The sequence below is a fragment of the Altericroceibacterium xinjiangense genome (assembly GCF_003958635.1).
Lineage (GTDB): Bacteria > Pseudomonadota > Alphaproteobacteria > Sphingomonadales > Sphingomonadaceae > Altericroceibacterium_A > Altericroceibacterium_A xinjiangense.
Genome location: NZ_RSEK01000002.1, coordinates 28,542 through 53,213, shown reverse-complemented (window position 1 = coordinate 53,213; position 24,672 = coordinate 28,542). Strand labels below are relative to the sequence as shown.

Genomic DNA, 24,672 nt, shown 5'->3' with positions numbered 1-24,672 from the left:
TCGAAGGTGGCCTCCGGTCAATCTGCGGGCGCGGATCCGGTGTCCGGCGGCACGGCGGCCGCGCTGTCGGCGGCGAGACGCCGATAGAGATCGATCCGGTTGACGACCGCCGCCAGTTCGATCGCCACTTCGGCCCGGCGCGCCACGTACCGGCTTCTCCGCGCGTCGAGATTGGCCAGGAAGTTCTCGATCCCGAAGCGGTAGCGCGCCTCCGCCAGCCGGGCGGTTTCTTCCGCTGCCTGCGTGTTGGCTTCGGCTGCCTGCAACTGCTCGGAAATCGTGCCCTGCACCGCCAGGGCATCGGCCACTTCGCGAAAGGCGGTCTGAATCGCCCGTTCGTAGGCAGCGAGCGCCGCTTCGCGCTGCGCCTGTGTGACGGCTACGGCGGCGCGCCGCCCGCCTGCGTCGAAGATCGTCTGGCTTACCCCCACCCCCGTGCTTGCAGCGAAGGCCCCGCCGGTAAACAGAGAGGTCAGCGCGCTGCTGGCAAGGCCCAGCAACCCGGTGAGCGAAATCCGGGGGAACAGTTCGGCGCGGGCCACCCCGATGTCGGCATTCGCAGCGCGCAGGAGGTATTCCGCCTCGATCACATCGGGACGGCGCAGCAGGACGGCGGAATTGGTCCCGGCGGGCAGCGTGGCCACTGCGTCCGATACTTCCTCCATCCCGCGCGGCAGCACGGCGGGATCGAACACGGCCCCCGCCAGCAGGCGGATCAGGTTTTCATCCTGCGCCAGAGCCGTCCGCAGCTGCGCGATATCGCCTTCGGCGGTCGCGAGAACCTGTTGCGCCTGGGTCAGGTCGCTGCCCGGCGCGATCCCTCCCTCCAGCCGCAAGCGGGTAAGCTCCACCGCGCGGCGCGCATCGGCGGCCGTGTCCTGCGCGATCAGCAGCAAGTCCCGGTCCGCGCCATACGCCGCCCAGGCGGTCGCGAGGTCGGCGATCAGGGCGAGGCGCACGGTGCGGGCAGCGGCTTCCGTCGCCAGCGCCTGCGCCTGCTGGGCGGCGGTCGCGTTGGCCAGCCGCCCAAACAAGTCGAGCTCGAAGCTGGAGACGCCCCCTTGCACGCCGAAGGCCGACGCCTGGGCGCCGCCCGATCCGCTCACCCCGGCATTGTTAGAAGAGGAAACCCCGCCAACCGGAAACTGGTTGGAGCGGATTACCTGCACCTGCGCCCGGGCCGCCGCGACATTTGCGGCGGCAATCGCCAGGTCGCGATTGTTCGCCAGCGCCTGCTCGATCAGTTGCTGCAGCCCGGGATCTTGGAAGATGTCGCGGTAGGACACGACCGGCAGCGCCTGCTCGCTCTGCAGCAGGTAGGCATCCCCCGCTGGCCACGAGACGGGGACCGGTGCGGCCGGCTGCACGTATTCGGGTGCAAGCGAGGTACAGGCGGACAGCGCCAGCACGGACAGCAGGGCCGGAAAGCGCCGACGCGCTTGCCCGCTCACGCCGAAGCCTCGCTGTCAGGACGCTGCCGAAACCGCTCACGCACGGCCTGCAGCGCATCGCGGGTGCCCCGGCGCACGATCACGAAGAACAGCGGGATGTAGAAAATCGCCAGCAGGGTAGCCGTCAGCATTCCGCCGATCACCGAAGTGCCGATGGCTATCCGGCTGTTCGCCCCCGGCCCGGTTGCCAGCGCCAGCGGCAGCACGCCGAAGATGAACGCAAAGCTGGTCATCAGGATCGGGCGCAGGCGCAGGCGGGCCGCGGCCATCGCGGCATCGATTACGCGCTTGCCCTTCTTTTCCTCCTGTTCGGCGAATTCGATCATCAGGATGGCATTCTTGGCGGTCAGGCCCATCGTCGTCAGCAAGCCGATCTGGAGGAATACGTCGTTCTCCAGCCCCCGCAGCGTAACCGCGAAGACTGCGCCAACCAGCCCCAGCGGGATGACCAGCAGAACCGCCACCGGGATCGACCAGCTTTCGTACAGCGCGGCAAGGCACAGGAACACGACCAGCAGCGAAAGTCCGTAGAGCAGCGGCGCCTGGCCCGAGGACACGCGTTCCTCGTACGAGGATCCGGACCAGGCGACGCCGGTGCCGGGAATCTGCGCGGCGAGTTGCTCGATTTCGTCCATTGCTTCGCCGGAACTGGTGCCCGGCCCCGCCTCGCCGGAGATCTCGAACGCCGGAACGCCCTGGAAACGGCTGCTGCTGCTGGGCGTGGTCACCCAGTCAGTGCGAGCGAAGGCGGAGAACGGAGCCATTCCTCCGTCGCGGGAACGGACGAACCACTGGCCAAGGTCTTCCGGCCTCGCGCGGTAGGGCGCATCGCCCTGCACGTAGACACGCTTGACCCGTCCCTTTTCGATGAAATCGTTGACGTATCGCCCACCCCATGCGGTCGCGAGCGTCGAGTTCACATCGTTGACCGAAAGGCCGTAGGCGCTGAGCCGCTGGGTATCGAGATCGATCTTCAGCGACGCGACGTCGGGCAAGTCGCTGGGCCGGACCTGGCTCAGCTTCGCATTTTCGCTGGCGAGGCCGATCAGCTCGTCCCGTGCCGCGGCAAATCGTTCCGGGCTCATCCCGCTGGTGTTCAGGAACTGCAAGTTGAAGCCGGAGGTGTTCCCCAGCCCGCGCACTGCACCGGGCACCAGCGTGAACACCTGCGCATCGCGCAAGCCGCGAAAGGCTGCCGTCGCCCGGTCCGCAATCGCTTCCGCGGTGTTTTTCTGACCCGGACGATCGTCCCAGTCCTTCAGGTTGATGAAGCCCTGCCCGGTGTTCTGGCCGGAGGCTCCCCCGCCGCCGCCCGCCACGAGGAAGATCGAATCGATGTTCCGCTCTTCCTCTGTCATCAGGTAGCGCTCAACCGTGTCGCGCACTTCCAGCGTCCGCGTCTGGGTAGCACCGGCCGGGAGGCGGAACTGCACCATGACGCGGCCCTGGTCCTCATTGGGAAGGAAGCCACCCGGCAAGCGGAAGAACAGGACGGCCAGCAGCGCGAGCAACCCGGCATAAATCGCCAGGAACAGCCACTTGCGATCGATCACCGTGCGCACCGCCCCGGCGTAGCCATCGATCATCCGGTCGAAGGAGCGGTTGAACCAGTCCTGCCCGCGATGAAGACCGTTCCACACGATCGGTGCGCGCCGGCTGAGCCACGGCTCCTGCCCTTCGTCTCCCTCCCGCCGCTTCGGCTTCAGCAGCGTGCTGGTCAGCGCCGGGCTGAGGATCAGCGCCACAAGGACCGAAAGGACCATTGCCGATATGATCGTCAGCGAAAACTGGCGGTAGATCACCCCGGTCGATCCGCCAAATAACGCCATCGGCAGGAACACGGCGGAGAGGACCAGCGCGATCGCGATCAGCGCGACCTGCAGTTCCTTCATCGACTGCACCGTCGCCTGCCGGGCGGTCATGCCGGGGTTTTCCTCCATCAGGCGCTCCACGTTCTCCACCACAACGATGGCATCATCGACCAGCAGGCCGATCGCCAGCACGAGGCCGAACATGGTCAGCGTGTTGATGGTGAAGCCGGCGAGGGAAAACACCGCCAGGGTGCCGAGCAGGACGACCGGCACGGCGATCGCCGGAACCAGCGTGGCGCGCCAGCTCTGCAGGAACACGAACATCACGATCACGACCAGCACGATCGCTTCGAACAAGGCTTTCTGTACCTCGCTGACCGACAAGCGGATGAAGGCAGTGGTATCGTTGGCGTACGCGTAATCGAGGCCGTCCGGCATTCCGCTCGACAGCTCGGCCATCCGGGCCTTGACCAGTTCGGCGGTCCGCAATGCGTCGGATCCGGGAGACAGGGAGATCGCCATGCCGGCCCCGGGGTGGCCGCTCATCCGCAGGATGATGTTGTAGCTTTCCGCCCCGATCTCCACCCGGGCAACGTCCTTGATCCGCACGCTGGAGCCGTTGCTCAGGGTCTTGAGGACGATGTTGCCGAACTGCTCGGGCGTTTGCAGGCGCGACTGGGCAGTGACGGTGGCGTTGAGCTGCTGGCCTTCGGGCGACGGCAAGCCGCCGACGTCGCCTGCGGCCACGTCGGCGTTCTGGCTGGAAATCGCCGCGATCACATCGGCCGGCATAAGGGAGAACGCGGCGAGGCGCTGGGGATTGAGCCAGATGCGCATTGCGTGGGGCGAACCGAACACGTTCACATCCCCTACCCCTTCCACCCGGGAAAGCGGATCCTGGATGTTGGAGGTCAGGTAATCGGAAACGTCCTGATAGGACCGCGTGTCGGTCGTGTCGTACACCGCGACCAGCAGGAGGGTGTCCGAATTGGACTTGGTCACCCGCACGCCCTGGGCCTGCACGTCCTGCGGCAGGCGCGCGACGGCCGATTCGATCCGGTTCTGCACCTGGACCTGGGCAATGTCCGGATCGGTGCCCTTGCGGAAGATGGCGGTGATGTTCGCCTGTCCGCGCGAGGTGGATTGCGAGCTGAAATAGAGCAGTCCGTCGATGCCGGTCAGTTGCTGTTCCAGCACCTGGGTGACGCTGTTCTCCACCGTCTGCGCCGATGCGCCGGGATAGCTGGCCCGGATGTTCACCTGTGTCGGCGCAATGTCGGGGTACTGTTCGATCGGCAGCGTCATCAACGCGCCCACGCCGGCCAGCATCACGACAATTGCGAGCACCCACGCGAAGATCGGGCGGTCGATGAAGATCCGAGACATATCAGTCTGGCGCGCCGGCGCCGGCGCCTGGTGGCGGACCGACGCGCTGCGGCGCGCTTTCCGGCACCGGCCGCACGTCATCGGCCTGCTTCACGTTGCCAAGGCCTTGCGTAATCACCCGGTCGCCGGGGCCGAGCCCGCTCGTCACCACCCAGTTGGTGCCGTAGGTCCGGTCAGCGGCGACCTTGCGGCGCATGGCCTTGTTGCCGGTTCCGACGATGTAGACGAACGCGGAGCCATCGAAATCGCGCTGGACCGCCGTCTGCGGCACCAGGAAGGCAGACGGAAGCACGGACTGGTCGAACATCGCCGTGACGAACATCCCCGGGAGCAACAGCCCTTCCGGGTTCGGGAACCGCGCGCGCAAGGTCACCGTGCCGGTGTTCGCGTCCACTCCGATGTCCGAGAACTGGACCGTGCCGGTGTAGCCGTACTCGCTGCCGTCCTCCAGGATCAGGCGAACCCGTGTGCTGCCCGGGTCAACGCTTCCGCTTTGCAGCGACCGGCGCAGCGCGGTGAGTTCCGCGCTCGATTGCTGCATGTCGACGAAGATCGGATCGAGCCGCTGGATCACGGCAAGCGGATCCTGCTGGTTGGTGCTGACCAGCGCGCCGACTGTCGAGAGCGAACGGCCGATCCGCCCGCTGATCGGCGCGGTGATCGTGGCGAAGCGCAAGTTGATCCGCGCAGTTTCCAGCGCCGCACGGTTCTGCTCGATGCCCGCTTGCGCGACTCGCGCCTGCGCCACGGCATCGGTGTAATCCTGCTTGGCGACTGCTTCCATTTCGGCGAGCGGCCGGAGCCGTTCCGCCCGCGCGATTGATGCTTCGGCGCTGGCCTGCGCGCTTTGGAGGTTCGCCTCCGCCTGATTTACCGCGGCGCGGTAGAGCCTCGAATCGATCTGATAGAGCGGCTGCCCGGCGCGGACATAGCTGCCTTCGGTGAACATCCGGCGCTCGATAAGTCCGTTGATCTGCGGGCGGACCTCGCTCGTTTCATAGGCCACCGTGCGGCCGCCGAGCGTAGTCGATACCGGCACCGCCTGTGGCTGGACGACGACGAAGCCGACTTCGGGCGCGGGCCGATCCGCCCCCGCCGCTTCACCATCCGAACACGCGGACAGGAATGGCAGGATCATCCCAAGGCAACCGGAAAGGACGACCCGGCGCGGGTTCAACATGTCAGGACGTCCCCAGTGGTTCGGCGAGGTTTCCTTCCGCGAAGCAGACCCGGATCGCAAGCCCTGCTTTGGCCTTGCGACAATTTGCGACAATGTCGGTGCGTCAGGTGCGGGACGCGGCGGAAGCCCGCTTGCCGGACGCCTTCGGCCGGTCCGGCAAGTGCTCACCAGTGTCGGCGAAATAGACCATTTCGGCCACGTTGGTCGCGTGATCGCCGATCCGCTCAAGGTGCTTGGCGATGAACAGCAGGTGCGTCGCCGGGGTAATGTTGTGCGGATTTTCCATCATGAACGTCAGCAGCGCGCGGAAGATGCTGTTGTAGAAATCGTCCACCGCCTGGTCGCGCTCGCACACCTGCACCGCCTTCTGGCCATCGCGCGCCGCGAAGGCATCAAGCGCGTTGGCAACCATCTCGCTGGCGATCCGGGCCATTTCCGGGAGCAGGGAAAAAGCCTCGATCCGCGAATCCTCGACACTGTCCACGCGCCGGGCAATGTTCTTGGCGTAATCCCCGATCCGTTCGACGACGCCGGAAATCTTGAGGGCGGCGACCACATCGCGCAGATCGTCGGCGAGCGGCGCACGCAGGGCCATGATCTCGATCGCCCGGCGCTCCACGTCAGCTTCCAGCGCATCGATCCGGGCATCCCGCGCAACCACGTCGGCGGCAAGATCGGTGTCGTGGCGGACGAGCGCCTCCATCGAGTCCCGGATCGCCGTTTCAGCCAGTCCGCCCATTTCGCAGATGCTGGCGCGCAGCTCTTCCAGTTCGTCGTCGAACGCCTTCAGCGTGTGCATCGGCATGTGCGTGTCTCCTCAGCCGTAGCGGCCGGTAATGTAGTCCTTGGTCCGCGTCTCGGTCGGGTTGGTGAAGATACTGGACGTTTGCCCGAACTCCACCAGCTCCCCGAGGTGGAAGAAGGCCGTCTGTTCCGAAACCCGTCCTGCCTGCTGCATGTTGTGGGTGACGATCACGATCGTGAAGCTCTGCGACAGCTCGTGGATCAGCTCCTCGATCTTTGCGGTGGCGATCGGATCGAGCGCGGATGTCGGCTCATCCAGCAGGATAATCTCGGGCCGGATCGCAATCGTCCGCGCGATGCACAGGCGCTGCTGCTGACCGCCGGAAAGCGACAGGGCGCTGGCGTTCAGCTTATCCTTCACTTCATCCCACAGCGCGGCCTGGCGCAGCGCGTTCTCGATCCGGTCTTCCGCTTCGCTGCGGCTCATCCGTTCGAAGAAGTTGAGCGCGAAACCGACATTGTTGCGGATCGAGCTCGCGAACGGGGTCGGTTTCTGGAACACCATCCCGACCCGGCGGCGGAGACGCGTGAGGCTGTAGTTGCGGTCGAGGATGTTGTCCCCGTCAACCAGCACTTCGCCTTCGGCCCGCTGTTCCGGGTAGAGTTCGTAAATGCGGTTCAGCGTGCGCAGCAGCGTCGACTTGCCGCACCCGGACGGTCCGATGATGGCGGTCACCTGACCGGCCGCAATCGGCAGGTTCACGCTCTTCAGCGCGCGGGTCTTGCCATAGTAGAAATCGAGGTTGCGGATATCGATCTTGATCGGCTGGCCCGATGCGGTGCCGGTGAACGGCGTCGTCTCGACTGCGGACTGGACGGGAATCTCTGTCACCTGCTCGACCTCTTGCGGGCTAGGAATCGCACGAGCAGACCAAGGGTCAGCACGAAAACGGTCAGCACCAGCGCTCCGGCCCAGGCGAGCGCGTGCCAGCTGTCATAAGGGCTCATGGCGTACTGGAAGATAACCACCGGTACGTTCGCCATAGGCCCGCTAAGGTCTGGATTCCAGAACTGGTTGTTGAGCGCGGTGAACAGCAGCGGCGCGGTTTCGCCGCTGATTCGCGCCAGTCCCAGCAGGATGCCGGTGACAAGCCCGCTCATGGCCGACTTGTAGATGATTTGCGAGGTGAGTTTCCAGCGCGGCAGGCCCAGCGCAAACCCAGCCTCGCGCATCTGGTTCGGCACGAGCCGCAAGGACTCCTCGCTCGTCCGCACGATGATCGGGATCAGGATGATCGCCAGCGCCAGCGCGCCGGCATAGCCCGAAAAATGCCCGATGGTGCGCACCGCCAGCTCATACACGAACAAGCCGATCACGATCGAAGGGGCGCTGAGCAGGATGTCGTTGATGAAGCGCACCGTCGACGCCAGCTTGGTGTTGCGGCCATGCTCGGCCAGGTACGTCCCGGCCGCGATTCCGATCGGGGTTCCGATCAGCACGGCCAGCAGAATCATCATCGCGCTGCCGTAGAACGCGTTGAGCAGCCCGCCTTCACCGCCGGGCGGCGGAGTCATTTCGGTAAACAAGTCAAGGTTGAGCGCCTGGAGGCCCTGCACAAACGTGGTGAACAGGATCCACACCAGCCAGAACAGCCCGAAGGCGGTGGCCGCCATTGCGAACACCAGCGTCAGGATGTCGATGATCCGGCGGCGGAGGAGCACGGTGTTCATTGGGTCTTCCCCGACAGGCGCTCCATCCGGCGGAGCATCAGCTTGGCGATGGACAGGATGATGAACGTGATCACGAACAGCAGGAACGCGAGCGCGATCAGGGAGGAACGGTAAAGCTCCGTGTCGGCTTCGGTGAACTCGTTCGCAATCGCCGCCGCGATCGAGTTGCCCGGCATCAGCAGCGACGGCGAAAGCTCATGCGAGTTGCCGATGACGAACGTCACGGCCATGGTTTCCCCAAGCGCGCGGCCAAGCCCCAGGAAGATGGCCCCGACGATTGCCGAGCGGGTGTAGGGCAGCGTGACGCGGCTCAGCATTTCCCACCGGGTGGCGCCCAGTGCGATCGCGGCTTCGCGAATCCCGGAAGGCACGGCGTTGAACACGTCGCGCGCGACGGCGGCGATGAACGGGATGATCATCACCCCCAGCACGATGCCGGCCGGCAGCATGCCGATACCGATCGGGGGTCCGCTGAACAGCGGCCCGATCAGCGGCCAGGTGCCGATAGTCTCGTTAAGCCAGGGCTCCACATGTTCGGCCAGGAATGGAGCGAACACGAACAAGCCCCACATGCCGTAGATGATGCTGGGGATCGCCGCGAGCAGCTCAACCGCCACGCCGATCGGCCCCCGCATCCACTGCGGGGCGATGTCGGTCAGAAACAGGGCGATCCCGATGCTTACCGGCACCGCGATGATCAGCGCGATGACCGAAGTCACCAACGTGCCATAGATCGGAACCAGCGCGCCGAAGTTTCCGGCGACCGGATCCCATTCGGCACTGGTGAGAAAATCGAAGCCGAAGGTCTGGAACGCAAGCCGCCCGCCCCACGCCATCGACGCCGCGATGCCGATGAGCAGGAACAGCACCAGCCACGTTGCCGCGGCGGTGCCGTGTTCGAACAGCGCGTCCTTCCATCCCCCGCCCGCGCGGCCCGGAGCCGACACGTCGGGCGGCCCGCGCCTTACGGTAAAGGCGCGGGCCGCTGCCAGGAATCCCACGGGTCGATCGTTACTGGATCGTGGTATTGGCATATTCCTCAACTTGCTTCACCAGCTCTGCGGGCAAGGGGACGTAGTCCAGGTTCTGGGCTTGCTGGCGGCCGTTCTCTAGAGCCCAGCGGAAGAAGTCCAGTGCCGCCTTCGATGCGGCCGGATTCTCCGGCTGCCGGTCCATCAGGATAAAGGTGGAGGCCGTGATCGGATAGGCGTCCGCCCCCGGAGCGTTCGTCATCACCAGGTTGAAATCCTGCGCGTTGGCCCAGTCTGCTGTGGATGCCGCCGCCTGGAAGCTTTCGGCGCTAGGCGTGACGAAGTTGCCTGCGGCGTTCTGGAGCGCGGCGTAATTCATCCCGTTCTGGCTGACGTAGGCGTATTCGACGTAGCCGATCGAGTTGGGGATCTGCTTGACGTACCCGGCCACGCCTTCGTTGCCCTTGCCGCCCACGCCGCCGGTCCAGTTGACCGTGGTGCCTTCGCCGTACTTCGATTTCCAGCTCGGGCTGACCTGGCTCAGGTAGTGGGTGAAGTTGAAGGTGGTGCCTGATCCATCGGACCGGTGAACCGGCGTGATCTGCGCATCCGGCAGGTTCACGCCCGGGTTGAGGCGCACGATTGCCGGATCGTTCCAGTTCTTGATGTTGCCCGCATAGATATCCGCGAGCACCGGCCCCGTCAGGCGCAGCTGACCTGGCTCCACACCGGTGACGTTCACCACCGGAACCACGCCGCCGATCACGATCGGGAACTGCGCGAGGCCCGCTTCGGTCAGTTCCTGCGAATCGAGCGGCTTGTCGGTGGCGCCGAACGTGACCGTGCCAGCCTTGACCTGGGCAATGCCGCCGCCCGAGCCGATCGACTGGTAATTGACGTTTGCCCCGCCGCTGTTGCTGTAGTCCGACGCCCACGCGGAAAGGACCGGATAGACGAAGGTCGATCCCGCACCCGTGACTTCGCCGCCAGCGGTAACACCCTGCGCGGTCTCGGCGGTGTTGTCGCTGCCGCATGCGGCAAGCGCGAAGGCAAGCGGAAGCGCAAAGAAGGAAAGTCTCACGTCGGTCTCCTGAGTCCTGCCGACTCATCGCCGGCATGGGCTGCCAATGGGTCCACTCGATTGCGCTTTTATGACAATCGCTCATCAAGAATGACAATTCGGAGTCCACGGTGACATTTTTCTGTCACAACTCACCGTGGCGCGGCTTGACCCCTGCCCCCCCCTCCCAGAGAAGCATCCGCCGGGATACGCAACGAGGAGCGTCCGCTTTTCCACCGGTTTCGGATGATAGCGCTGCGCCGCGGCATGAACTGCCACGGCAGCAAGCCCGGTGCGGCCTGGATTCCACCGAAATTGCCTCAGGCGTGAGCGCGACTGACCCTCCCTCCTCCGGCACAGTGGCAGTTCCGCACCAGTCCCTGATTATTCTAACGTCCGTTACGGTTCTGGGTTGAAGGGCGTTTGACGTGGGCGTAGGGGCGCCGACTTTAACGATCGATAATAATGAGGATAGCCATGACGCAGGGTGCACGCGCACGCGCATTCAATCGTTCCATGCTGGCTGCGGTAAGCGTTCTGGCGCTTGGCCTTGCCAGTCCCGCCTTGGCGCAGGTTGCGCCGGATGCTCCGCCGGCGGCCGACGCGGCGAACAACGCGCCGATCTACGGCGGCGAGATCATCGTCACGGCTCAGTTCCGCGAGCAGAACCTGCAGGACACCCCGATCGCGATCACCGCGGTCGACGCGGCAACCCTGAATGCGCGTAGCCAGACCGACGTCACGGATCTGGGCGACTTTGCGCCCAACGTGAAGATCGAGCCAGCAACCGGCATCCAGGGAAATTCGGTGGCTGCGTTCATCCGCGGCATCGGCCAGGCCGATGCCAGCTTCGCGCTCGAGCCGGGCGTCGGCTTCTACATCGACGATATCTACTACGGCACCACCTTTGGCGCCGTGATGGACCTGACCGATCTGCAGCGAGTGGAAGTCCTGCGCGGCCCGCAAGGCACGCTGTCGGGCAAGAACTCGGTCGGCGGATCGATCAAGCTCTACACCAAGGAGCCCAACGGCGCTGCCGAAGGCTTCGTCCAGGCAACTTACGGCAGCTTTGACCGGATCGACCTTCGCGCCAGCGCCGGATTTGCGATCACCGACGATCTCTTCGCCCGGATCTCCGGCACGTCCAAGTCCTCCGACGGGTTCATGAAGCGGCTCGACTACGGCTGCGTCAATCCGGACTCGGGCATTCCCCAGACCGGCGCAGCTAACGAGGACTGCGTCCTTGGCACCGAAGGCGGACGCGACATGCAGGCAGTGCGCCTTGCGCTGCGCTATGCGCCGATCGAGGTGCCGCTCGAAATCAACTTGCGCGCCGACTACGCCGACGACAGTTCGGAGACCGTCGCCACCAAGCTGATCTATGCCGACAATCCGGCCATCCGCAGCTATGTCCCGGGCAATCCGACCGCGGGCGTCCCGTTCGACAGCCGCTTCATCACCGGACCGGAAAGCTACACCACGTACGCCGATTACTCGACCGGCGGCAACTACACGTCCGTCTTCGGCTTTCCCTACCAGGTCATGCCGGGCGGCTTCTCGACCGCGCCCAGGTCAACCGCCGAAAGCTGGGGCGTTGCCGCCACGGTCGAATATGAGCTTTCCCCCAATCTCAGCCTGACCTCGATCACCGGCTACCGGAGCGCCGAGGGCACCAGCGGGATCGACGTCGACGGCTCGCCGCTGGCGCTGCTGCTGCAGGAGTTCACCTATGTGCACGAGCAATTCACGCAGGAAGTGCGCTTGTCCGGCCAGTTCGGCGACGGACTGATCGATACCACGGTCGGCGGGTTCTATTACGACGCGAGCGACCGAATCTACGGCCGCAGCGCGATCCCGACGCTGTTGTTCGACTTCATTCAGGACGACGATGTCTCCAACCGGAGCATCTCGGCCTTCGCGCACTTGGAAGTACACCTGACCGACCGGCTCGATCTGATCGGCGGCCTGCGCTACACCGACGACAAGAAGACCTACGAATACACGCGCCTCAACATCGACCGGACGGTGCCGGCCCCTCCGCCTCCGCGCAATCCCCCGGGAGTGAACTTCCTGCTGATCGGCCTCAACGGGCTTGAAGGCACCTTCGAGGGCGACCGGATCGATTACCGCATCGGTGCCAACTATGACCTGACTGACGACGTGATGGTCTATGCCCAGGTCGCGACCGGCTTCAAGGGCGGCGGCATCAACCCGCGCCCTTCCGCGGTCGACCAGGTACTGACCTTCGGGCCGGAAATCCTCACCACGTACGAAGCAGGCGCCAAGGCGCAGCTGTTTGACCGGCGGGTGCGCCTGAACGGGGCGGTGTTCCTCAACGACTACCAGGACATCCAGTTGGTCCGTTACCAGTGCCCGGACAGCGCGGTCAGCAACTGCTCGGTGCCGTCGAACGCCGGTAATGCGGAGATCTTCGGCTTCGAGCTCGAGACCTTCGCCGAGCCGATCGACAACCTGCAAATTGATGGATCGCTGGGCTATCTCGACTTCGACTACACCGAGATCACCAACCCGGCGACGCTGGTCACGCTGGACATGATCGCGCCGTTCATCAGCAAGTGGCAGACCTCTGCCGGCGTCCAGTATGTCGTCGAGATGGGCAGCGGCGCGGCCATCACCCCGCGGCTTGACTGGTCGTACCGTTCCGACTTCTACTACAACTCGATCAACAATCCCTTCAACCGGATCGACGGGTACAGCTTGTTCAACGCCCGGCTGACCTACGACAGCCCTGATCGCGACTGGTCGCTCAGCGCGGCCGTAACCAACCTGACGGACAAGTTCTACTACACCGGCGTGGCCGAAAACATCGGCAGCTTCGGCGTCGTCACCGGCAACCCCGGCCGGCCCCGCGAATGGTCCATCAGCGTAACCCGCAACTTCTGACACAAGACCAAAGGGCGGCAGGCAAAAACCTGCCGCCCTTTTTTGGGGCTGAGGCGACGTGTCCTGCAAGGACAAGCGCTGCCCTGACGGGTGCGCCCGCCCCTCTGCCTCCCACCCACTCCTGCACCCCCGGCCATCGGGACCGTTACCGCCTTGGGATCGTTCACGGGAGACCGGAACGGGCTTTGGCGGCTGAGTCGCGTCAGGCCTGAACCTGCGGACGCAACGGAGGAGCGAGACGTGCAGCTCGGAATGATTGGACTGGGCCGGATGGGCCTCAACATGGCCCAGAGGCTTTTGCACCGGGGGCACGAGATCGTCGGCTACGACACCAAGCAGTCGGCTGTCACCGACCTGACCGATGCGGGCGGGAAAGGCGCCTCCTCCCTTTCCGACCTGCGATCGCAACTGGAAAGCCCGGCTGCCGTCTGGGTGATGTTGCCCGCAGGAGAGGTGACGGAGAGCGTTATCGCCGAGTTGCGCGACATCCTTTCACCGGGTGACGTGCTGATCGATGGCGGCAATACTTGCTACAAAGACGACGTCCGGCGCGCCCGAGAGCTTGCGCCGACTGGCATCCAGTATGTCGATGTCGGTACTTCCGGCGGGATTTTCGGCCTGGAACGGGGTTTCTGCCTGATGGTGGGCGGACCGGACGATGCGGTGCATCGGCTCGACCCTATCTTTGCCGCGCTCGCCCCTGGATACGAGATGGGTCCGCGCACGGCCGGCCGGACGGGGGAGTATTCTTCTTCCGAAAACGGCTACATTCATGCCGGTCCGGCAGGAGCCGGCCACTTCGTCAAGATGGTCCACAACGGGATCGAGTACGGCCTGATGCAGGCCTATGCCGAAGGGTTCGACCTGCTCAAGACCCGGGCGTCCGAGCATTTGCCCGAAGACGAACGTTATGAGTTCGACTTGTCCGAAATTGCCGAGGTCTGGCGCCGGGGCAGCGTCGTTTCGTCATGGCTGCTCGATTTGTGCGCCGAGGCGCTGACGGCGAACGAATCCCTCGAAGGATTCTCGGGCCAGGTGCCGGATTCGGGCGAAGGGCGCTGGACTCTGGAGGCGGCGATCGAGCAATCCGTTCCGGTCAACGTGCTTTCGGCCGCCCTGTTCGCCCGCTTCCGCAGCCGGAGCTCCAACACCTATGGTGAGCGACTGCTGTCCGCGATGCGGTTCGGCTTCGGCGGGCACAGCGAAATGCCAAAGATGCATCTCGAAGAATAACGGCTGCCTTCGGCCCGAGGTCAGCTTTCTGTCGGGCGATCCGCGGTCGTGCCTTCGGTGACCTGCTGGGCATCCTTGGGCGCTATCTCCGGCTTGCGCGGTTCATCCTCGGCCAGACCGTGCCGAAAGCTGCGGATGCCCTTGCCGAAATCGCCCATCGTTTCCGAGATGCGGCCTTTGCCGAACAGAACGAGCGCGACCCCTCCCACAACGAGCCAGTGAACCAGCGAAAAAGATCCCATCGCGTGCACTCCTTTCCTGCCGGTTAGCAGGTGCCCGGGGCGGCTGACAACGACGTCCTGCGTCCGTGGCAACGGTTCGTCGCATCGATGGTCGAGGGTGGCGCAGGGATTGCCTATCGGGACAAAATCGTGACAGGAAGCCCGGCACGCTGGGAGAGAACAGCCGATGGTACGATTTACGATGATTGCCGGGGCGGCAATCCTGCTGGGCGCCTGCAACGGCTCCGAAGCCGAACAAGCCGTGCCGGATGAAGCCGCCGTCCAGAGGCTGATGGAACAGACGGTCCAGCCGCAAGCCGAAATATTCTGGAACTCGGCCGGGACGATTATCGACGAGACGGGCGAGCACGATCTGGCTCCGACTACCGACGAAGGCTGGGAAAGAACGCGCCAGGCCGCCGCCAATATCGCTGACTCGGCCAGGCTGCTGATGACGCCGACTTATGCCGATGGGCGGGGAGAAGACTGGATGCAGTTTTCCCAATCACTGGTCGAGATCGCTCAGCGGGCGGAACAAGCGGCGGCGAACCAGGATGTCGACGCGGTGTTCGAGATCGGCGGCACGATGTACAACGTCTGCACCGCTTGCCATCAGGTCTATATCTCCGAAGACGTGCCCCCGGCCGCAGGCGCCGAACAAGCGTCATGACTCTGACGCGCGGAGGTTGGTCGCGGGCCCTTGCGGCGGCCATTCTGGCGCTGATCCCGGTTGCCGCCTTCGCGCACGATGTATCGCAGGCCGACAAGGCCTTCGTTGCCGGGATCGACGGGCCTGCCTTCATCCCGTTCCTGTATCTTGGCGCCAAGCACATGGTGACGGGGTACGATCATGTCCTGTTCCTGATCGGGGTGGTGTTCTACCTGTTCCGGGTAAAGGACGTGCTGCTGTACGTGTCCGTGTTCACCCTGGGACATTCGCTGACGCTGCTGGGCGGCGTGTTGCTGGGAGCGGGCGTCAATTCCTTCATCGTCGATGCGATCATCGGCTTGTCGGTCGTGTACAAGGGTTTTGAGAATCTTGGCGGGTTTCGCCGGCTGGGGATCGCGTTCGATACCCGCGTCGCAGTGCTGGTATTCGGCCTCTTCCACGGGCTGGGCCTTGCAACCAAGCTGATGGACCTGATGGCTTCCCAAAGCGGATTGCTGGTGAACCTGATCGGCTTCAACCTCGGCGTTGAGCTTGGGCAAGTCGTGGTGCTGACGCTGGTGGTCGCGGTGCTCAATCTCTGGCGGCGTTCGCCCGGTTTCGGCCGCGGCGCGATGATCGCCAATGTCGCGCTGATCGGGGGCGGGCTGTACCTGACGGGGTACCATATTGGAGGATATCTGGGATCATGAGAAACGCGCAAAACCGATCGGTGTCGCCTTCGCGTCGGCAGATCGTCATCAGCGGGGCTGTCGCGCTGGTGGTTGCGGCGCTGTTCCTGATCCTGTTCGTCCTGCCCGCCGAATTCGGCATCGACCCCACCGGGTTCGGCAAGGCCGCGGGCCTCAGCGGATTGTCCGAAGGCAGCAATCCCGAGCTGGCGCGCGGGCAGAAGCGCGAAGGGGTGCTGACGCCGGTCAGCCAGCCAATCAACAGCGACAGCTTCCAGGTTGAACTGCTGCCCTATGAAGCGATCGAACTGAAGTACACGATGGCCGAGGGCGCGCCGCTGCTGTTTTCGTGGTCAGCCCCTGCCCCGCTCAACTACGACATGCATGCCCACCCCTTTGAGGGGGGCGAGGACCTGACCGAGAGCTACGGCGTAGCGGCAGCGCCCGCGATGAAGGGGCTCTACATCGCGCCGTTCACTGGAATCCACGGCTGGTACTGGCAGAACCGGACGCTCGACCCCGTCACCCTCACCGTGCGAGCGACCGGCGCGTTCACCGCATCGGCTACTATCGACACGGCGGGTGAGCATCCCCGGGCGCTGACCCCGACCCGGTAGCGTCAGGCGCGCGCTCGCCCGGCGCGCTCCAGCACCTGCTCCAGCGGCACCGGGCGGAAGTCCCACGCGTCCACGCCCACGTCGATCTGGCGGAGCATCGGTTTCAGCCGCCCGTGGCTGTGTCCGTGAAGATTGATGGCCTTGCGGTGCTGATCCCTCCAGCTGCGGAACGGGTAGTGGCACAGGACCAGCCGGCGTCCTTCGGCTTCAAGCTCGGCATAGTCCTGCACGCTTTCCCATCCGGAAAGCGCCGTGACCGGATCGGGATCGTTGTTGCCGCGCACCAGATGCTTGCGCCCGTTGAGGCCGGGCAGCACGCGTTCGGCATGGGCAAGGGTGCGGGCGAAGTCGCCAAGGTGCCAGACCTCGTCATCGGGGTCGATCGTGCCGTTCCACCGCTCGATCAGCGCTGCGTCCATGTCGGGAACGCTTGGGAACGGACGATGGTGGATGTTGATCGTGCGGTGATCGCCGAAATGGGTGTCGCCGGTGAAGAACAGGGCCATGCGCGGTAGCTCAGCCTTTCACGACGTCCGGCCACAGGCGAAACGATCGAACGGGATCGAGCGGCGGGATGCCGTCCGCAGTCGGTGTTCTGCCTGCCATGCAGGGTCAACGCCGTCGCAAATGCCGCGTTCCGTTCAAGCCGCGCGGAGAGCTTCCTATATCGGCGCGATGAAGGACATCCTGGCACCGGACCTGAAGATCCTGTTCGTGGGGTTCAATCCCAGCCCCCGCTCCGGGGAGACGGGCCACCACTATGCGGGACCTGGAAACCAGTTCTGGCGCCTGCTGCACGAATCAGGCCTCACCCCGAGGCGGCTGAGGCCCGACGAATGCACGCTGCTGCCCGAGTTCGGCCTCGGTTCGACCAATCTGGTCTCTCGTCCGACTCGCACCGCGGCGGAACTGAGCAAGGCGGAACTGCGCGCCGGAGCGCCCAGAATGCGCGATCTGGTCGGCCGCTACCGGCCGCAGGTCGTCGCCTATACCGGGAAGGGCGTCTACCTTGCGGCGATCGGCCGGGCCCATGCTCCCTGGGGTTTGCAGCCGGACACGATTGCCCCGCCCGCGTGCGACTTCGTGGTTCCGTCCCCCAGCGGGCTGGTGCGCATGACCCTGGAGGAGAAGCTCCACTGGTTCCGGCAACTAACCGAATTGGTGAAAAAAGAGTAGTTTGCTCTTTCCTACCGGAATCGGGAAGGTCCATCCCTTGAGTGGATTTTCAGCCTCAGGAGCACCTCATGGCCCTTCTTGAAACCCTCATCGGTCCCATCACATCGATCATCGACAAGGTCATTCCCGACAAGGAAGCGCGCGAACGGGCGAAGCTCGAACTTATCAAGCTGCAGGGCACGCAGGACCTGCAGGCCATCGAGGCGCGCATGTCCGCCATCGTCGCGGAAGCGAATTCCAGCGACCCGTGGACCAGCCGCGCCCGGCCCAGCTTCCTCTACGTGATCTATATCATGCTGCTGGCTTCCCTGCCGATGGGCATCCTCGCCGCCTTTCGACCGGAAGCAGCCAGCGACATCGCCGCGGGGATGAACGCGTACCTGAATGGTTTGCCGGAGCCGCTCTACGCCCTCTTCGGCACAGGATACCTCGGCTACACCGCGGCCCGTCAGTGGGGCAAGGCCAAGGGAGTGGAGAAGTAGGAGGCCGCTTCCCGGAACGCTTCCCGTCAGACCGGCGCGGGCATTCGGATGCCGATGAGCGTTCCCTTGGCCCCGCGTTTGTCCAGCCGGAACGCGAAATCCGGCCAGAGCGCCCGCCACCGCCGCGCGACGACTCGCTCCCCCGGCCGTGCGGCATCGTCAAGCAGGACGATGCCGCCAACGGGAATGCGATCGAACAGGCATTCGGCCATTCCGCGTACATAGGGATGAACGGTCCACGGCGGCCCGTCGATGACCAGCAGGTCGATCTGTTCGGGAATGTCGAACAGGCTGTACCAGGAGCCCGGCCATTCCGGTGACCGGACCGTCAGCGGCGCATGGCGCAGGGAAGCCGAGACGCCGTGCTCTCCAAGCCAGAGGCTGGTCGCTTCCGCGAACGGAGCGTGCTGGTCATACCCCGTCAGCTGCCCCCCGCCGTGCAGCTGGAGCGCGCGCGCCGCAACCAGCGAACTCGCTCCGCATCCAAGCTCCACGACGTTTGCAGGCCGGTTCTGTTCGATGATGTCGACCAGCCGGTGCAGGAAGAACGTATCGGCCTTCCAGCTGCCAAGGTGCGGCAGCGCATCCAGCGGAAGCTCGAGTCGCCTGAGCAGGGCATCCTTGCTGGCCTTCGATCCGCCGTAGAGGCTCTTCAGGAGCCAAGGCCACTGGACCGCACCGAACGCCAGCGAAAACAAGCGTTCGCGCAAGTGGGTTTGCTCTCGTGAAGGCTCGAACGGCTTCAGCGAAAGCAGGCCGGTGGTGTTCTTTGTGGTCACGCAAATGTCCTGGACTGGGGGACGAAACGCCGGAAGACGCCCCGCCTTTACCAGCAGCGCCGCAGCTTTTCGCGCAAAGAACCAATGCAGCGGAATTTGCAAGAGGCCGCGCACGCAGGAGCGGCTTTCCGTTCACCAGGCACGGCCGGGGAAGCACCGTGAGCAAAACGACAAAGGGTGGGACTCCGCGACAGGAGGGCGGCATCTCGCGCCCTGCTTTAACTCTCCCCCGCCAGACGCTATGCCGGGGAAGCATCGCAGGGGAAAATCATGTCCAACACCGTCTTCGTTCTCAACGGGCCGAATCTAAACCTGCTCGGCATGAGAGAGCCGGAAATCTACGGGTCGGACACGCTGGACGACATTGCCGGGCGGCTGGAGGACAAGGCGCAGGGCCTTGGTCTCGAGATCGAGATGCGCCAGTCGAACCACGAAGGGCACCTGGTCGACTGGATGCACGAGGCGCAGGCCGACAACGCACGGGCCGTCATCCTCAACGCGGGGGCGCTGACTCATACCAGCATCGCGCTTTACGATACGATCCGGGCGATCCGCACGCCGGTGATCGAGGTCCACTTGTCCAACCCGCACACGCGCGAAGCCTTTCGCCACAAAAGCTTCGTGGGGATGGCCGCGGTCGGCACGATCGCGGGCTTCGGCGCGCTCGGGTACGAGCTTGCGCTTGATGCGGCAGCCTCTTTCGAACCGTAACCGCACCCTCCCCTTGCCATCCGCCGCCGCAAAACGCATAGCGCCTCACCGAAATTCAGCACTCGCGGGGATGACATGGTCGAAAACAAGGGGACGCCCGGACGCAAGCCCGGCATGAAGGTCGACACCGATCTTGTGCGCGAACTTGCCGAGATGCTGGCCGAAACCGGCCTGAGCGAAATCGAGGTGGAAGACGGCGACCGCCGGATTCGCGTGGCCCGCGGCGGCACAGTCATGACCCATGCGACGCACGCGCCGACGATGGTTTCCGCAGCGCCCGCGGTTTCGGGCGAACTTGCCGCTGCACCTCAGGGCGCGCCGGCTGCCGATCTGGCCAACGCTGTTCGCTCGCCGATGGTGGGTACTGCCTATATCTCGCCGGATCCCTCTTCCGATCCGTTCGTGAAGGTGGGTGACAAGGTCAATGCGGGGGATACGTTGCTGATCGTGGAAGCGATGAAAGTGATGAACCCGATTGTGGCGCCTTCGGCTGGCACCGTGCAAAAAGTCATGGTTGAAAATGCGCAGCCGGTCGAATTCGACCAGCCGCTGATCGTGGTCGCCTGAAGCCATGCCGGTCTCTCGTCTGCTTATCGCCAACCGGGGTGAAATCGCGCTGCGCATTCACCGTGCCGCGCATGAAATGGGCATCGAGACGGTGGCGGTCCATTCGACTGCCGATGCCGATGCCATGCACGTCCGGCTGGCCAACCACGCCATCTGCATCGGCCCGCCCGCGGCCAGCGAAAGCTATCTCAACACCGCCAACATCATCTCCGCCGCCGAAATTTCCGGCGCGGACGCAATCCATCCCGGCTACGGCTTCCTGTCCGAGAACGCCCAGTTCGCCGAAATCGTGGAGGCGCACGACATCGTCTGGATCGGGCCCAAGCCCGAGCATATCCGCACGATGGGCGACAAGGTCGAAGCCAAGCGGACGGCCGGCGCGCTCGGCCTGCCGCTCGTCCCCGGCAGCGACGGCGCGATCGAGAGCGTTGAAGAAGCGGCACGCATCGCTGAGAAGATCGGCTACCCGGTGATCATCAAGGCCGCTTCCGGCGGCGGCGGGCGCGGGATGAAGGTGTGCAATAGCCCGGACCAGCTGGATACGCTGATCAAGCAGGCCGGCAGCGAAGCGAAAGCCGCGTTCGGCGACGACACCGTCTACCTTGAGAAGTACCTTGGTAACCCGCGCCACATCGAATTCCAGATCTTCGGCGACGGCAACGGCAACGCGGTCCATCTCGGAGAACGCGATTGTTCGCTTCAGCGCCGGCACCAGAAGGTGCTGGAAGAAGCGCCTTCTCCCGTCATCACGGCGGAAGATCGCGCGCGGATGGGCGGGATCGTTGCCAAGGCAATGGCCGACATGGGGTACCGGGGCGCAGGGACGATCGAGTTCCTGTGGGAAAACGGCGAGTTCTACTTCATCGAGATGAACACCCGCCTGCAGGTGGAACACCCGGTGACCGAGATGATCACCGGCGTCGACCTGGTGCGCGAGCAGATCCGGGTCGCGGACGGAAAGCCGCTCTCCTTCACGCAGGACGAGATCCAGTTCACCGGCCATGCAATCGAATGCCGCATCAACGCCGAGGACCCCTGGACCTTCGCGCCCTCACCCGGCCTCGTCACCGCCTACCACGCGGCAGGCGGAATGCACGTTCGGGTCGATAGCGGGCTATACGCCGGCTACAAGATTCCGCCGTACTACGATTCGATGATCGCCAAGCTGATCGTCTACGGCCGCACGCGCGAAGGATGCATCATGCGCCTGCGCCGCGCGCTGGAAGAAATGGTCATCGACGGCGTCAAGACGTCGATCCCCCTCCACTGCGCGCTGATGCAGGAGCCCGACGTGCTTAACGGCGACTATTCGATCAAATGGCTTGAGGACTGGCTGGCGAAGCAGGCCAGCTAAAGCGATTTCGAACACCGGCCGACGCGGAAACAGCGTTGGGATGGCCCGGAGCGGCCGGTCTGATGTAGTCGGACAGGCTGCTTCAGGTTCGGGCGAACGCCAGCCAGGTCCGGGAAACGCCCGTTGCCCGGTTACCCGGCTGGAGCGATTCCGCTTCGGTCCGTTTCAGAAGTCGGAGGCCCGTGCGGGCCGCGTCCCCGATCGTTTCCAAAGGATCGCAAGGGAACACCGGACGATCCGATGCGCCGGGTCCATGCCGCAAGGACAGCAGGAGAACGCCGTCCGGCTCAAGCAGGTGCGCCAGGCGAGTCGTCGCCTCGGCCCGGCCATTACGATCGAGGTGCTGCCAAACCGCCACGCTCAGGATAGCGTCGAAACGGCGCTGTTCGAGAGAGGGCAGCTGCGGCAATCTGTCGTCGATCCACTCAATGCCTGTGCGGGCGTGAAGCCGCTCGCCTGCTTTACGCAAGGCTGCTGCCGGTTCGACGGCGGTTATCCTATGACCCTTTGCCGCCAGCCAGGCAGCGTCCCGCCCGGTCCCCGCCCCCACGTCGAGAAGCCGGGCGCCGTTCGGTGGCAGGAAGCTAAGGATCGGCATCAGCAGCGTGTTGCTGTCGATGCCCTCCCACGCGGCGATCCTGGCGGGAGTGGCTGCCTGCTCATACGCCGCGATGATGGCACCGGACCCCACCGGGCACCGGCTATTCCAGCGGGACGCCGGGTTCCTGCTTGGCCGTGCGAATGGTCAGGGAAGTCTTGACGCTGGCCACGTTGGGCGCCGGGGTCAGCTTGCTGGTGAGAAACTCCTGGAAACTCTGCAGATCGCGGCTGACGATCTTGAGAACGAAGTCGATCTCGCCGTTCAGCATGTGACACTCGCGCACTTCTGGCAGCGTCTTCATGTGATCCTCAAACGCGCGCAAGTCGGCTTCCGCCTGGCTTTTCAGGCTCACCATCGCGAAGACGGTGATTGCGAAACCGAGCTTGGAGGGATCGATGTCGGCATGATAGCCTCGGATCACGCCTGCTTCCTCAAGCGCGCGCACTCGCCTGAGACATGGCGGTGCCGTCAGGCCGACGCGTTGCGCCAGCTCCACGTTCGTCACCCGGCCTTCGGCCTGGAGTTCTGCAAGCAAACGGCGGTCAATCCTGTCGAGCGCTTCCATCGCCCATATCCCATCATAGAAAAACGTCTGCCGCAACTTGGTAACAGGTACCACATGCTGCCCGACACATTGTTTCCCTTGGACGCAATCGCCGTCATTTGCAACGCAGAGTGAGAGTGGCCCGTGGCTGACGCACAGTCGCTTGCAAGCGGCGCGGGCGCGGGCTAGGTCCGCAGCTGCATCATGTGGCGGGGCCTGTAGCTCAGCGGTTAGAGCTGGCCGCTCATAACGGCTAGGTCGCGGGTTCGAATCCTGCCGGGCCCACCACCCATGCAAGCCCCGGTCGGGGAGTAGCGCAGCCTGGTAGCGCATCTGCTTTGGGAGCAGAGGGTCGCAGGTTCGAATCCTGTCTCCCCGACCATTGGTTTCTTACCCAGCCGAATCACGATCGATCTTCGCCGACCGGTGCCGTGGACGTCTGCCCCCCTTTTTCTTGCGAGCGGAAGCGGCAGCCGGTCAGGCCGCGATCAGTTCGTCGGCCGGGCCGAAGAACTCGTAGTGGAGCCGGTCCTGCGGCACGCCTGCGAGCGATAGCTCACCAATCAAGGCCCGCAGGAACGGCTTGGGCCCGCACAGGTAGAAATCGGCGTTCATCACCGGCGTGTTTTGCCGCAGCCATTCTCCGCTAATCAAGCCCGCCTGATCGAAATCGCGCCCCTGGACATCGCCCGGCCGCGGTTGCTGGTAGAAGGTGACGGCTTCGATCCCGCCCGCTTTTTCCTTCAGCGTCCGGACATGCTCCCGCATGGCGTGGGTGGATCCATCAAGCGTGCCGTGGACGTAGTGGACGGGTACTGGCGCGCCTTCTTCGGCCAGGGTTTCCAGCATGCTGACCATCGGGGTCAGCCCCACTCCGCCGCTCAGCAGCACGACGGCGCGTTCCGGTTGGTCCGGCAGGAAGAACTCGCCGGCAGGCACCGAGAGCTTGATCGCGGAGCCGGTTTCGACCGCGTCATGCAGCCAGTTGGACGCCGCGCCGTTCGGTTCGCGCTTGACGCTGATCCGGTAGGTCTTTCCATTGGGGGCGCTGGAGATGGAGTAGTTGCGCTTGAGCGTGTGCCCATCCGGCATTTCCAACCACAAGGTCAGGTACTGGCCGGGCCGGTGGCGGACCACCGCGCCGCCATCTGCGGGCCGGAACACGAACGAGGTGATGACTTCGCTCTCCTGGCGCTTTTCCACCACTTGGAAATCACGCCAGCCGCGCCAGCCGCCCGGCTGGTCAGCCAAAGTGTCATACAACTGGGCCTCGCGGCCGATCAGGATGTCGGCCAGGAACCAGTAGGCGTCCCCCCAAGCCTGCAGAATCTCGTCGGTTGCAGCATCGCCCAGCACGTCCTTTATCGCGGCGAGCAGAGCGTCGGCAACGTAGGGATAGTGTTCGGGCAGGATCTGCAAGCCGACATGCTTTTGCGCGATCCGCTCCACCGCCTCACCCAGCACGCCGGGATTGTCGATGTTCTGCGCATAGGCGAGCACTGCGGCGGCCAGGGCTTTCGGCTGGGATCCGGTCTCGCCGTGATGCGACTGGTTGAACAAGTCGCGGATCATGGGATTCTGGAACATGCGCGCGTACATCGTGCGGGTGATTTCCAGCCCGTGCGCTTCCAGCGCGGGAACGGTGGCTTTGACCGTGGCAATGGTCTGCGGACTGAGGGGGCGGGACATGCGCTTCTCCTGGTGATTTGAGACGTGCGGGACGTTTCAAACCACCTAAGGTCGGGCACGGACGGGATGAATTCGGGTCATGTCCCTACGGGCCGTGCCGGAGGCTGCGCCGACGAGCCGAC

At 64.6% G+C, this 24,672-nt stretch carries 24 protein-coding genes and 2 tRNA genes; 12 read left to right on the top strand and 14 right to left on the bottom strand.

Going from position 1 to position 24,672, the window contains the following annotated elements; translation table 11 throughout:
* Nucleotides 1–17: 17 nt before the first annotated feature.
* The 8 genes from ELY13_RS02430 to pstS form a co-directional block, all read right to left on the bottom strand.
* Nucleotides 18–1,451 carry an efflux transporter outer membrane subunit gene (locus tag ELY13_RS02430; protein ID WP_126172305.1) on the bottom strand — a complete coding sequence of 478 codons (1,434 nt, stop codon included), beginning with the start codon at nt 1,449–1,451 and terminating at the stop codon, nt 18–20.
* Nucleotides 1,448–4,648, bottom strand: coding sequence for an efflux RND transporter permease subunit (locus ELY13_RS02425; protein WP_126172304.1), 3,201 nt, complete (start codon nt 4,646–4,648; stop codon nt 1,448–1,450). The genes ELY13_RS02430 and ELY13_RS02425 overlap by 4 nt, the downstream gene beginning before the upstream one ends.
* Nucleotide 4,649: 1 nt before the next feature.
* Entirely contained in the window at nt 4,650–5,828 is a 1,179-nt protein-coding gene (locus tag ELY13_RS02420; RefSeq protein WP_126172303.1) for an efflux RND transporter periplasmic adaptor subunit, read from the bottom strand.
* Between the two features lie 103 nt (nt 5,829–5,931).
* Entirely contained in the window at nt 5,932–6,633 is a 702-nt protein-coding gene (gene phoU, locus ELY13_RS02415; RefSeq protein WP_126172302.1) for a phosphate signaling complex protein PhoU, read from the bottom strand.
* A 12-nt stretch (nt 6,634–6,645) separates the two neighbouring features.
* Nucleotides 6,646–7,464, bottom strand: a complete 819-nt coding sequence (pstB, locus tag ELY13_RS02410) for a phosphate ABC transporter ATP-binding protein PstB (protein WP_126172301.1) — start codon at nt 7,462–7,464, stop codon at nt 6,646–6,648.
* On the bottom strand, nt 7,461–8,303 hold the full coding sequence (gene pstA, locus ELY13_RS02405; RefSeq protein WP_126172300.1) for a phosphate ABC transporter permease PstA: 843 nt from the start codon (nt 8,301–8,303) through the stop codon (nt 7,461–7,463). The genes pstB and pstA overlap by 4 nt, the downstream gene beginning before the upstream one ends.
* On the bottom strand, nt 8,300–9,304 hold the full coding sequence (pstC, locus tag ELY13_RS02400; protein ID WP_206435963.1) for a phosphate ABC transporter permease subunit PstC: 1,005 nt from the start codon (nt 9,302–9,304) through the stop codon (nt 8,300–8,302). The genes pstA and pstC overlap by 4 nt, the downstream gene beginning before the upstream one ends.
* A 10-nt stretch (nt 9,305–9,314) precedes the next feature.
* Nucleotides 9,315–10,355 carry a phosphate ABC transporter substrate-binding protein PstS gene (gene pstS, locus ELY13_RS02395; RefSeq protein WP_126172298.1) on the bottom strand — a complete coding sequence of 347 codons (1,041 nt, stop codon included), beginning with the start codon at nt 10,353–10,355 and terminating at the stop codon, nt 9,315–9,317.
* A gap of 456 nt (nt 10,356–10,811) precedes the next feature.
* Here pstS and ELY13_RS02390 point away from each other — a divergent pair, with 456 nt between their 5' ends.
* Nucleotides 10,812–13,238 carry a TonB-dependent receptor gene (locus ELY13_RS02390; protein WP_126172297.1) on the top strand — a complete coding sequence of 809 codons (2,427 nt, stop codon included), beginning with the start codon at nt 10,812–10,814 and terminating at the stop codon, nt 13,236–13,238.
* 240 nt (nt 13,239–13,478) lie between these two features.
* Nucleotides 13,479–14,471 carry a phosphogluconate dehydrogenase (NAD(+)-dependent, decarboxylating) gene (gene gnd, locus ELY13_RS02385; RefSeq protein ID WP_126172296.1) on the top strand — a complete coding sequence of 331 codons (993 nt, stop codon included), beginning with the start codon at nt 13,479–13,481 and terminating at the stop codon, nt 14,469–14,471.
* Nucleotides 14,472–14,491: 20 nt separating this feature from the next.
* On the opposite strand, the gene tatA is transcribed toward gnd, so the two are convergent.
* The gene (gene tatA / locus ELY13_RS02380) at nt 14,492–14,713 is read right to left on the bottom strand and encodes a twin-arginine translocase TatA/TatE family subunit (protein ID WP_126172295.1); all 222 of its coding nucleotides are present in this window, start codon (nt 14,711–14,713) and stop codon (nt 14,492–14,494) included.
* 166 nt (nt 14,714–14,879) lie between these two features.
* Here tatA and ELY13_RS02375 point away from each other — a divergent pair, with 166 nt between their 5' ends.
* From ELY13_RS02375 to ELY13_RS02365, 3 genes are read left to right on the top strand one after another with little or no spacing between them, the layout of a single operon-like run.
* Nucleotides 14,880–15,362 (top strand): hypothetical protein, encoded by a 483-nt coding sequence (locus tag ELY13_RS02375; protein ID WP_126172294.1) that lies wholly within the window; start codon nt 14,880–14,882, stop codon nt 15,360–15,362.
* Nucleotides 15,359–16,051: a HupE/UreJ family protein gene (locus ELY13_RS02370; protein ID WP_126172293.1), complete on the top strand. Its 693-nt coding sequence runs from the start codon at nt 15,359–15,361 to the stop codon at nt 16,049–16,051. The genes ELY13_RS02375 and ELY13_RS02370 overlap by 4 nt, the downstream gene beginning before the upstream one ends.
* Nucleotides 16,048–16,647, top strand: coding sequence for a hypothetical protein (locus ELY13_RS02365; protein ID WP_206435962.1), 600 nt, complete (start codon nt 16,048–16,050; stop codon nt 16,645–16,647). The genes ELY13_RS02370 and ELY13_RS02365 overlap by 4 nt, the downstream gene beginning before the upstream one ends.
* Before the next feature lie 2 nt (nt 16,648–16,649).
* Here ELY13_RS02365 and ELY13_RS02360 read toward each other — a convergent pair whose 3' ends face one another.
* Nucleotides 16,650–17,153, bottom strand: coding sequence for a metallophosphoesterase family protein (locus tag ELY13_RS02360; RefSeq protein ID WP_126172292.1), 504 nt, complete (start codon nt 17,151–17,153; stop codon nt 16,650–16,652).
* A 121-nt stretch (nt 17,154–17,274) separates the two neighbouring features.
* Between ELY13_RS02360 and ELY13_RS02355 the strand changes: the two genes are divergently transcribed.
* Together ELY13_RS02355 and ELY13_RS02350 are read left to right on the top strand one after the other, a co-directional pair.
* Nucleotides 17,275–17,823: a mismatch-specific DNA-glycosylase gene (locus ELY13_RS02355; protein ID WP_206435961.1), complete on the top strand. Its 549-nt coding sequence runs from the start codon at nt 17,275–17,277 to the stop codon at nt 17,821–17,823.
* A gap of 68 nt (nt 17,824–17,891) precedes the next feature.
* On the top strand, nt 17,892–18,305 hold the full coding sequence (locus ELY13_RS02350) for a holin family protein (RefSeq protein ID WP_126172291.1): 414 nt from the start codon (nt 17,892–17,894) through the stop codon (nt 18,303–18,305).
* A 26-nt stretch (nt 18,306–18,331) separates the two neighbouring features.
* Here ELY13_RS02350 and ELY13_RS02345 read toward each other — a convergent pair whose 3' ends face one another.
* Nucleotides 18,332–19,084: a class I SAM-dependent methyltransferase gene (locus tag ELY13_RS02345; protein ID WP_126172290.1), complete on the bottom strand. Its 753-nt coding sequence runs from the start codon at nt 19,082–19,084 to the stop codon at nt 18,332–18,334.
* 270 nt (nt 19,085–19,354) lie between these two features.
* Between ELY13_RS02345 and aroQ the strand changes: the two genes are divergently transcribed.
* The 3 genes from aroQ (at nt 19,355) to accC (ending at nt 21,716) form a co-directional block, all read left to right on the top strand.
* Nucleotides 19,355–19,795 (top strand): type II 3-dehydroquinate dehydratase, encoded by a 441-nt coding sequence (gene aroQ, locus ELY13_RS02340; RefSeq protein WP_126172289.1) that lies wholly within the window; start codon nt 19,355–19,357, stop codon nt 19,793–19,795.
* A 75-nt stretch (nt 19,796–19,870) separates the two neighbouring features.
* Nucleotides 19,871–20,362 (top strand): acetyl-CoA carboxylase biotin carboxyl carrier protein, encoded by a 492-nt coding sequence (gene accB / locus ELY13_RS02335; protein ID WP_241233508.1) that lies wholly within the window; start codon nt 19,871–19,873, stop codon nt 20,360–20,362.
* A gap of 4 nt (nt 20,363–20,366) precedes the next feature.
* Nucleotides 20,367–21,716: an acetyl-CoA carboxylase biotin carboxylase subunit gene (gene accC / locus ELY13_RS02330; RefSeq protein WP_126172288.1), complete on the top strand. Its 1,350-nt coding sequence runs from the start codon at nt 20,367–20,369 to the stop codon at nt 21,714–21,716.
* A gap of 82 nt (nt 21,717–21,798) precedes the next feature.
* Here accC and ELY13_RS02325 read toward each other — a convergent pair whose 3' ends face one another.
* Both ELY13_RS02325 and ELY13_RS02320 read right to left on the bottom strand, forming a co-directional pair.
* Nucleotides 21,799–22,407, bottom strand: a complete 609-nt coding sequence (locus ELY13_RS02325; RefSeq protein WP_126172287.1) for a class I SAM-dependent methyltransferase — start codon at nt 22,405–22,407, stop codon at nt 21,799–21,801.
* Between the two features lie 10 nt (nt 22,408–22,417).
* Nucleotides 22,418–22,936 (bottom strand): Lrp/AsnC family transcriptional regulator, encoded by a 519-nt coding sequence (locus ELY13_RS02320; protein ID WP_126172286.1) that lies wholly within the window; start codon nt 22,934–22,936, stop codon nt 22,418–22,420.
* Nucleotides 22,937–23,073: 137 nt separating this feature from the next.
* On the opposite strand from ELY13_RS02320, the gene ELY13_RS02315 reads away from it, so the two are divergent.
* Together ELY13_RS02315 and ELY13_RS02310 are read left to right on the top strand one after the other, a co-directional pair.
* Nucleotides 23,074–23,149: transfer RNA gene (locus ELY13_RS02315), tRNA-Ile, on the top strand.
* A gap of 17 nt (nt 23,150–23,166) precedes the next feature.
* Nucleotides 23,167–23,243: transfer RNA gene (locus tag ELY13_RS02310), tRNA-Pro, on the top strand.
* Between the two features lie 95 nt (nt 23,244–23,338).
* Here ELY13_RS02310 and hmpA read toward each other — a convergent pair.
* Nucleotides 23,339–24,550, bottom strand: coding sequence for an NO-inducible flavohemoprotein (hmpA, locus tag ELY13_RS02305; protein ID WP_126172285.1), 1,212 nt, complete (start codon nt 24,548–24,550; stop codon nt 23,339–23,341).
* Between the last annotated feature and the right edge of the window lie 122 nt (nt 24,551–24,672).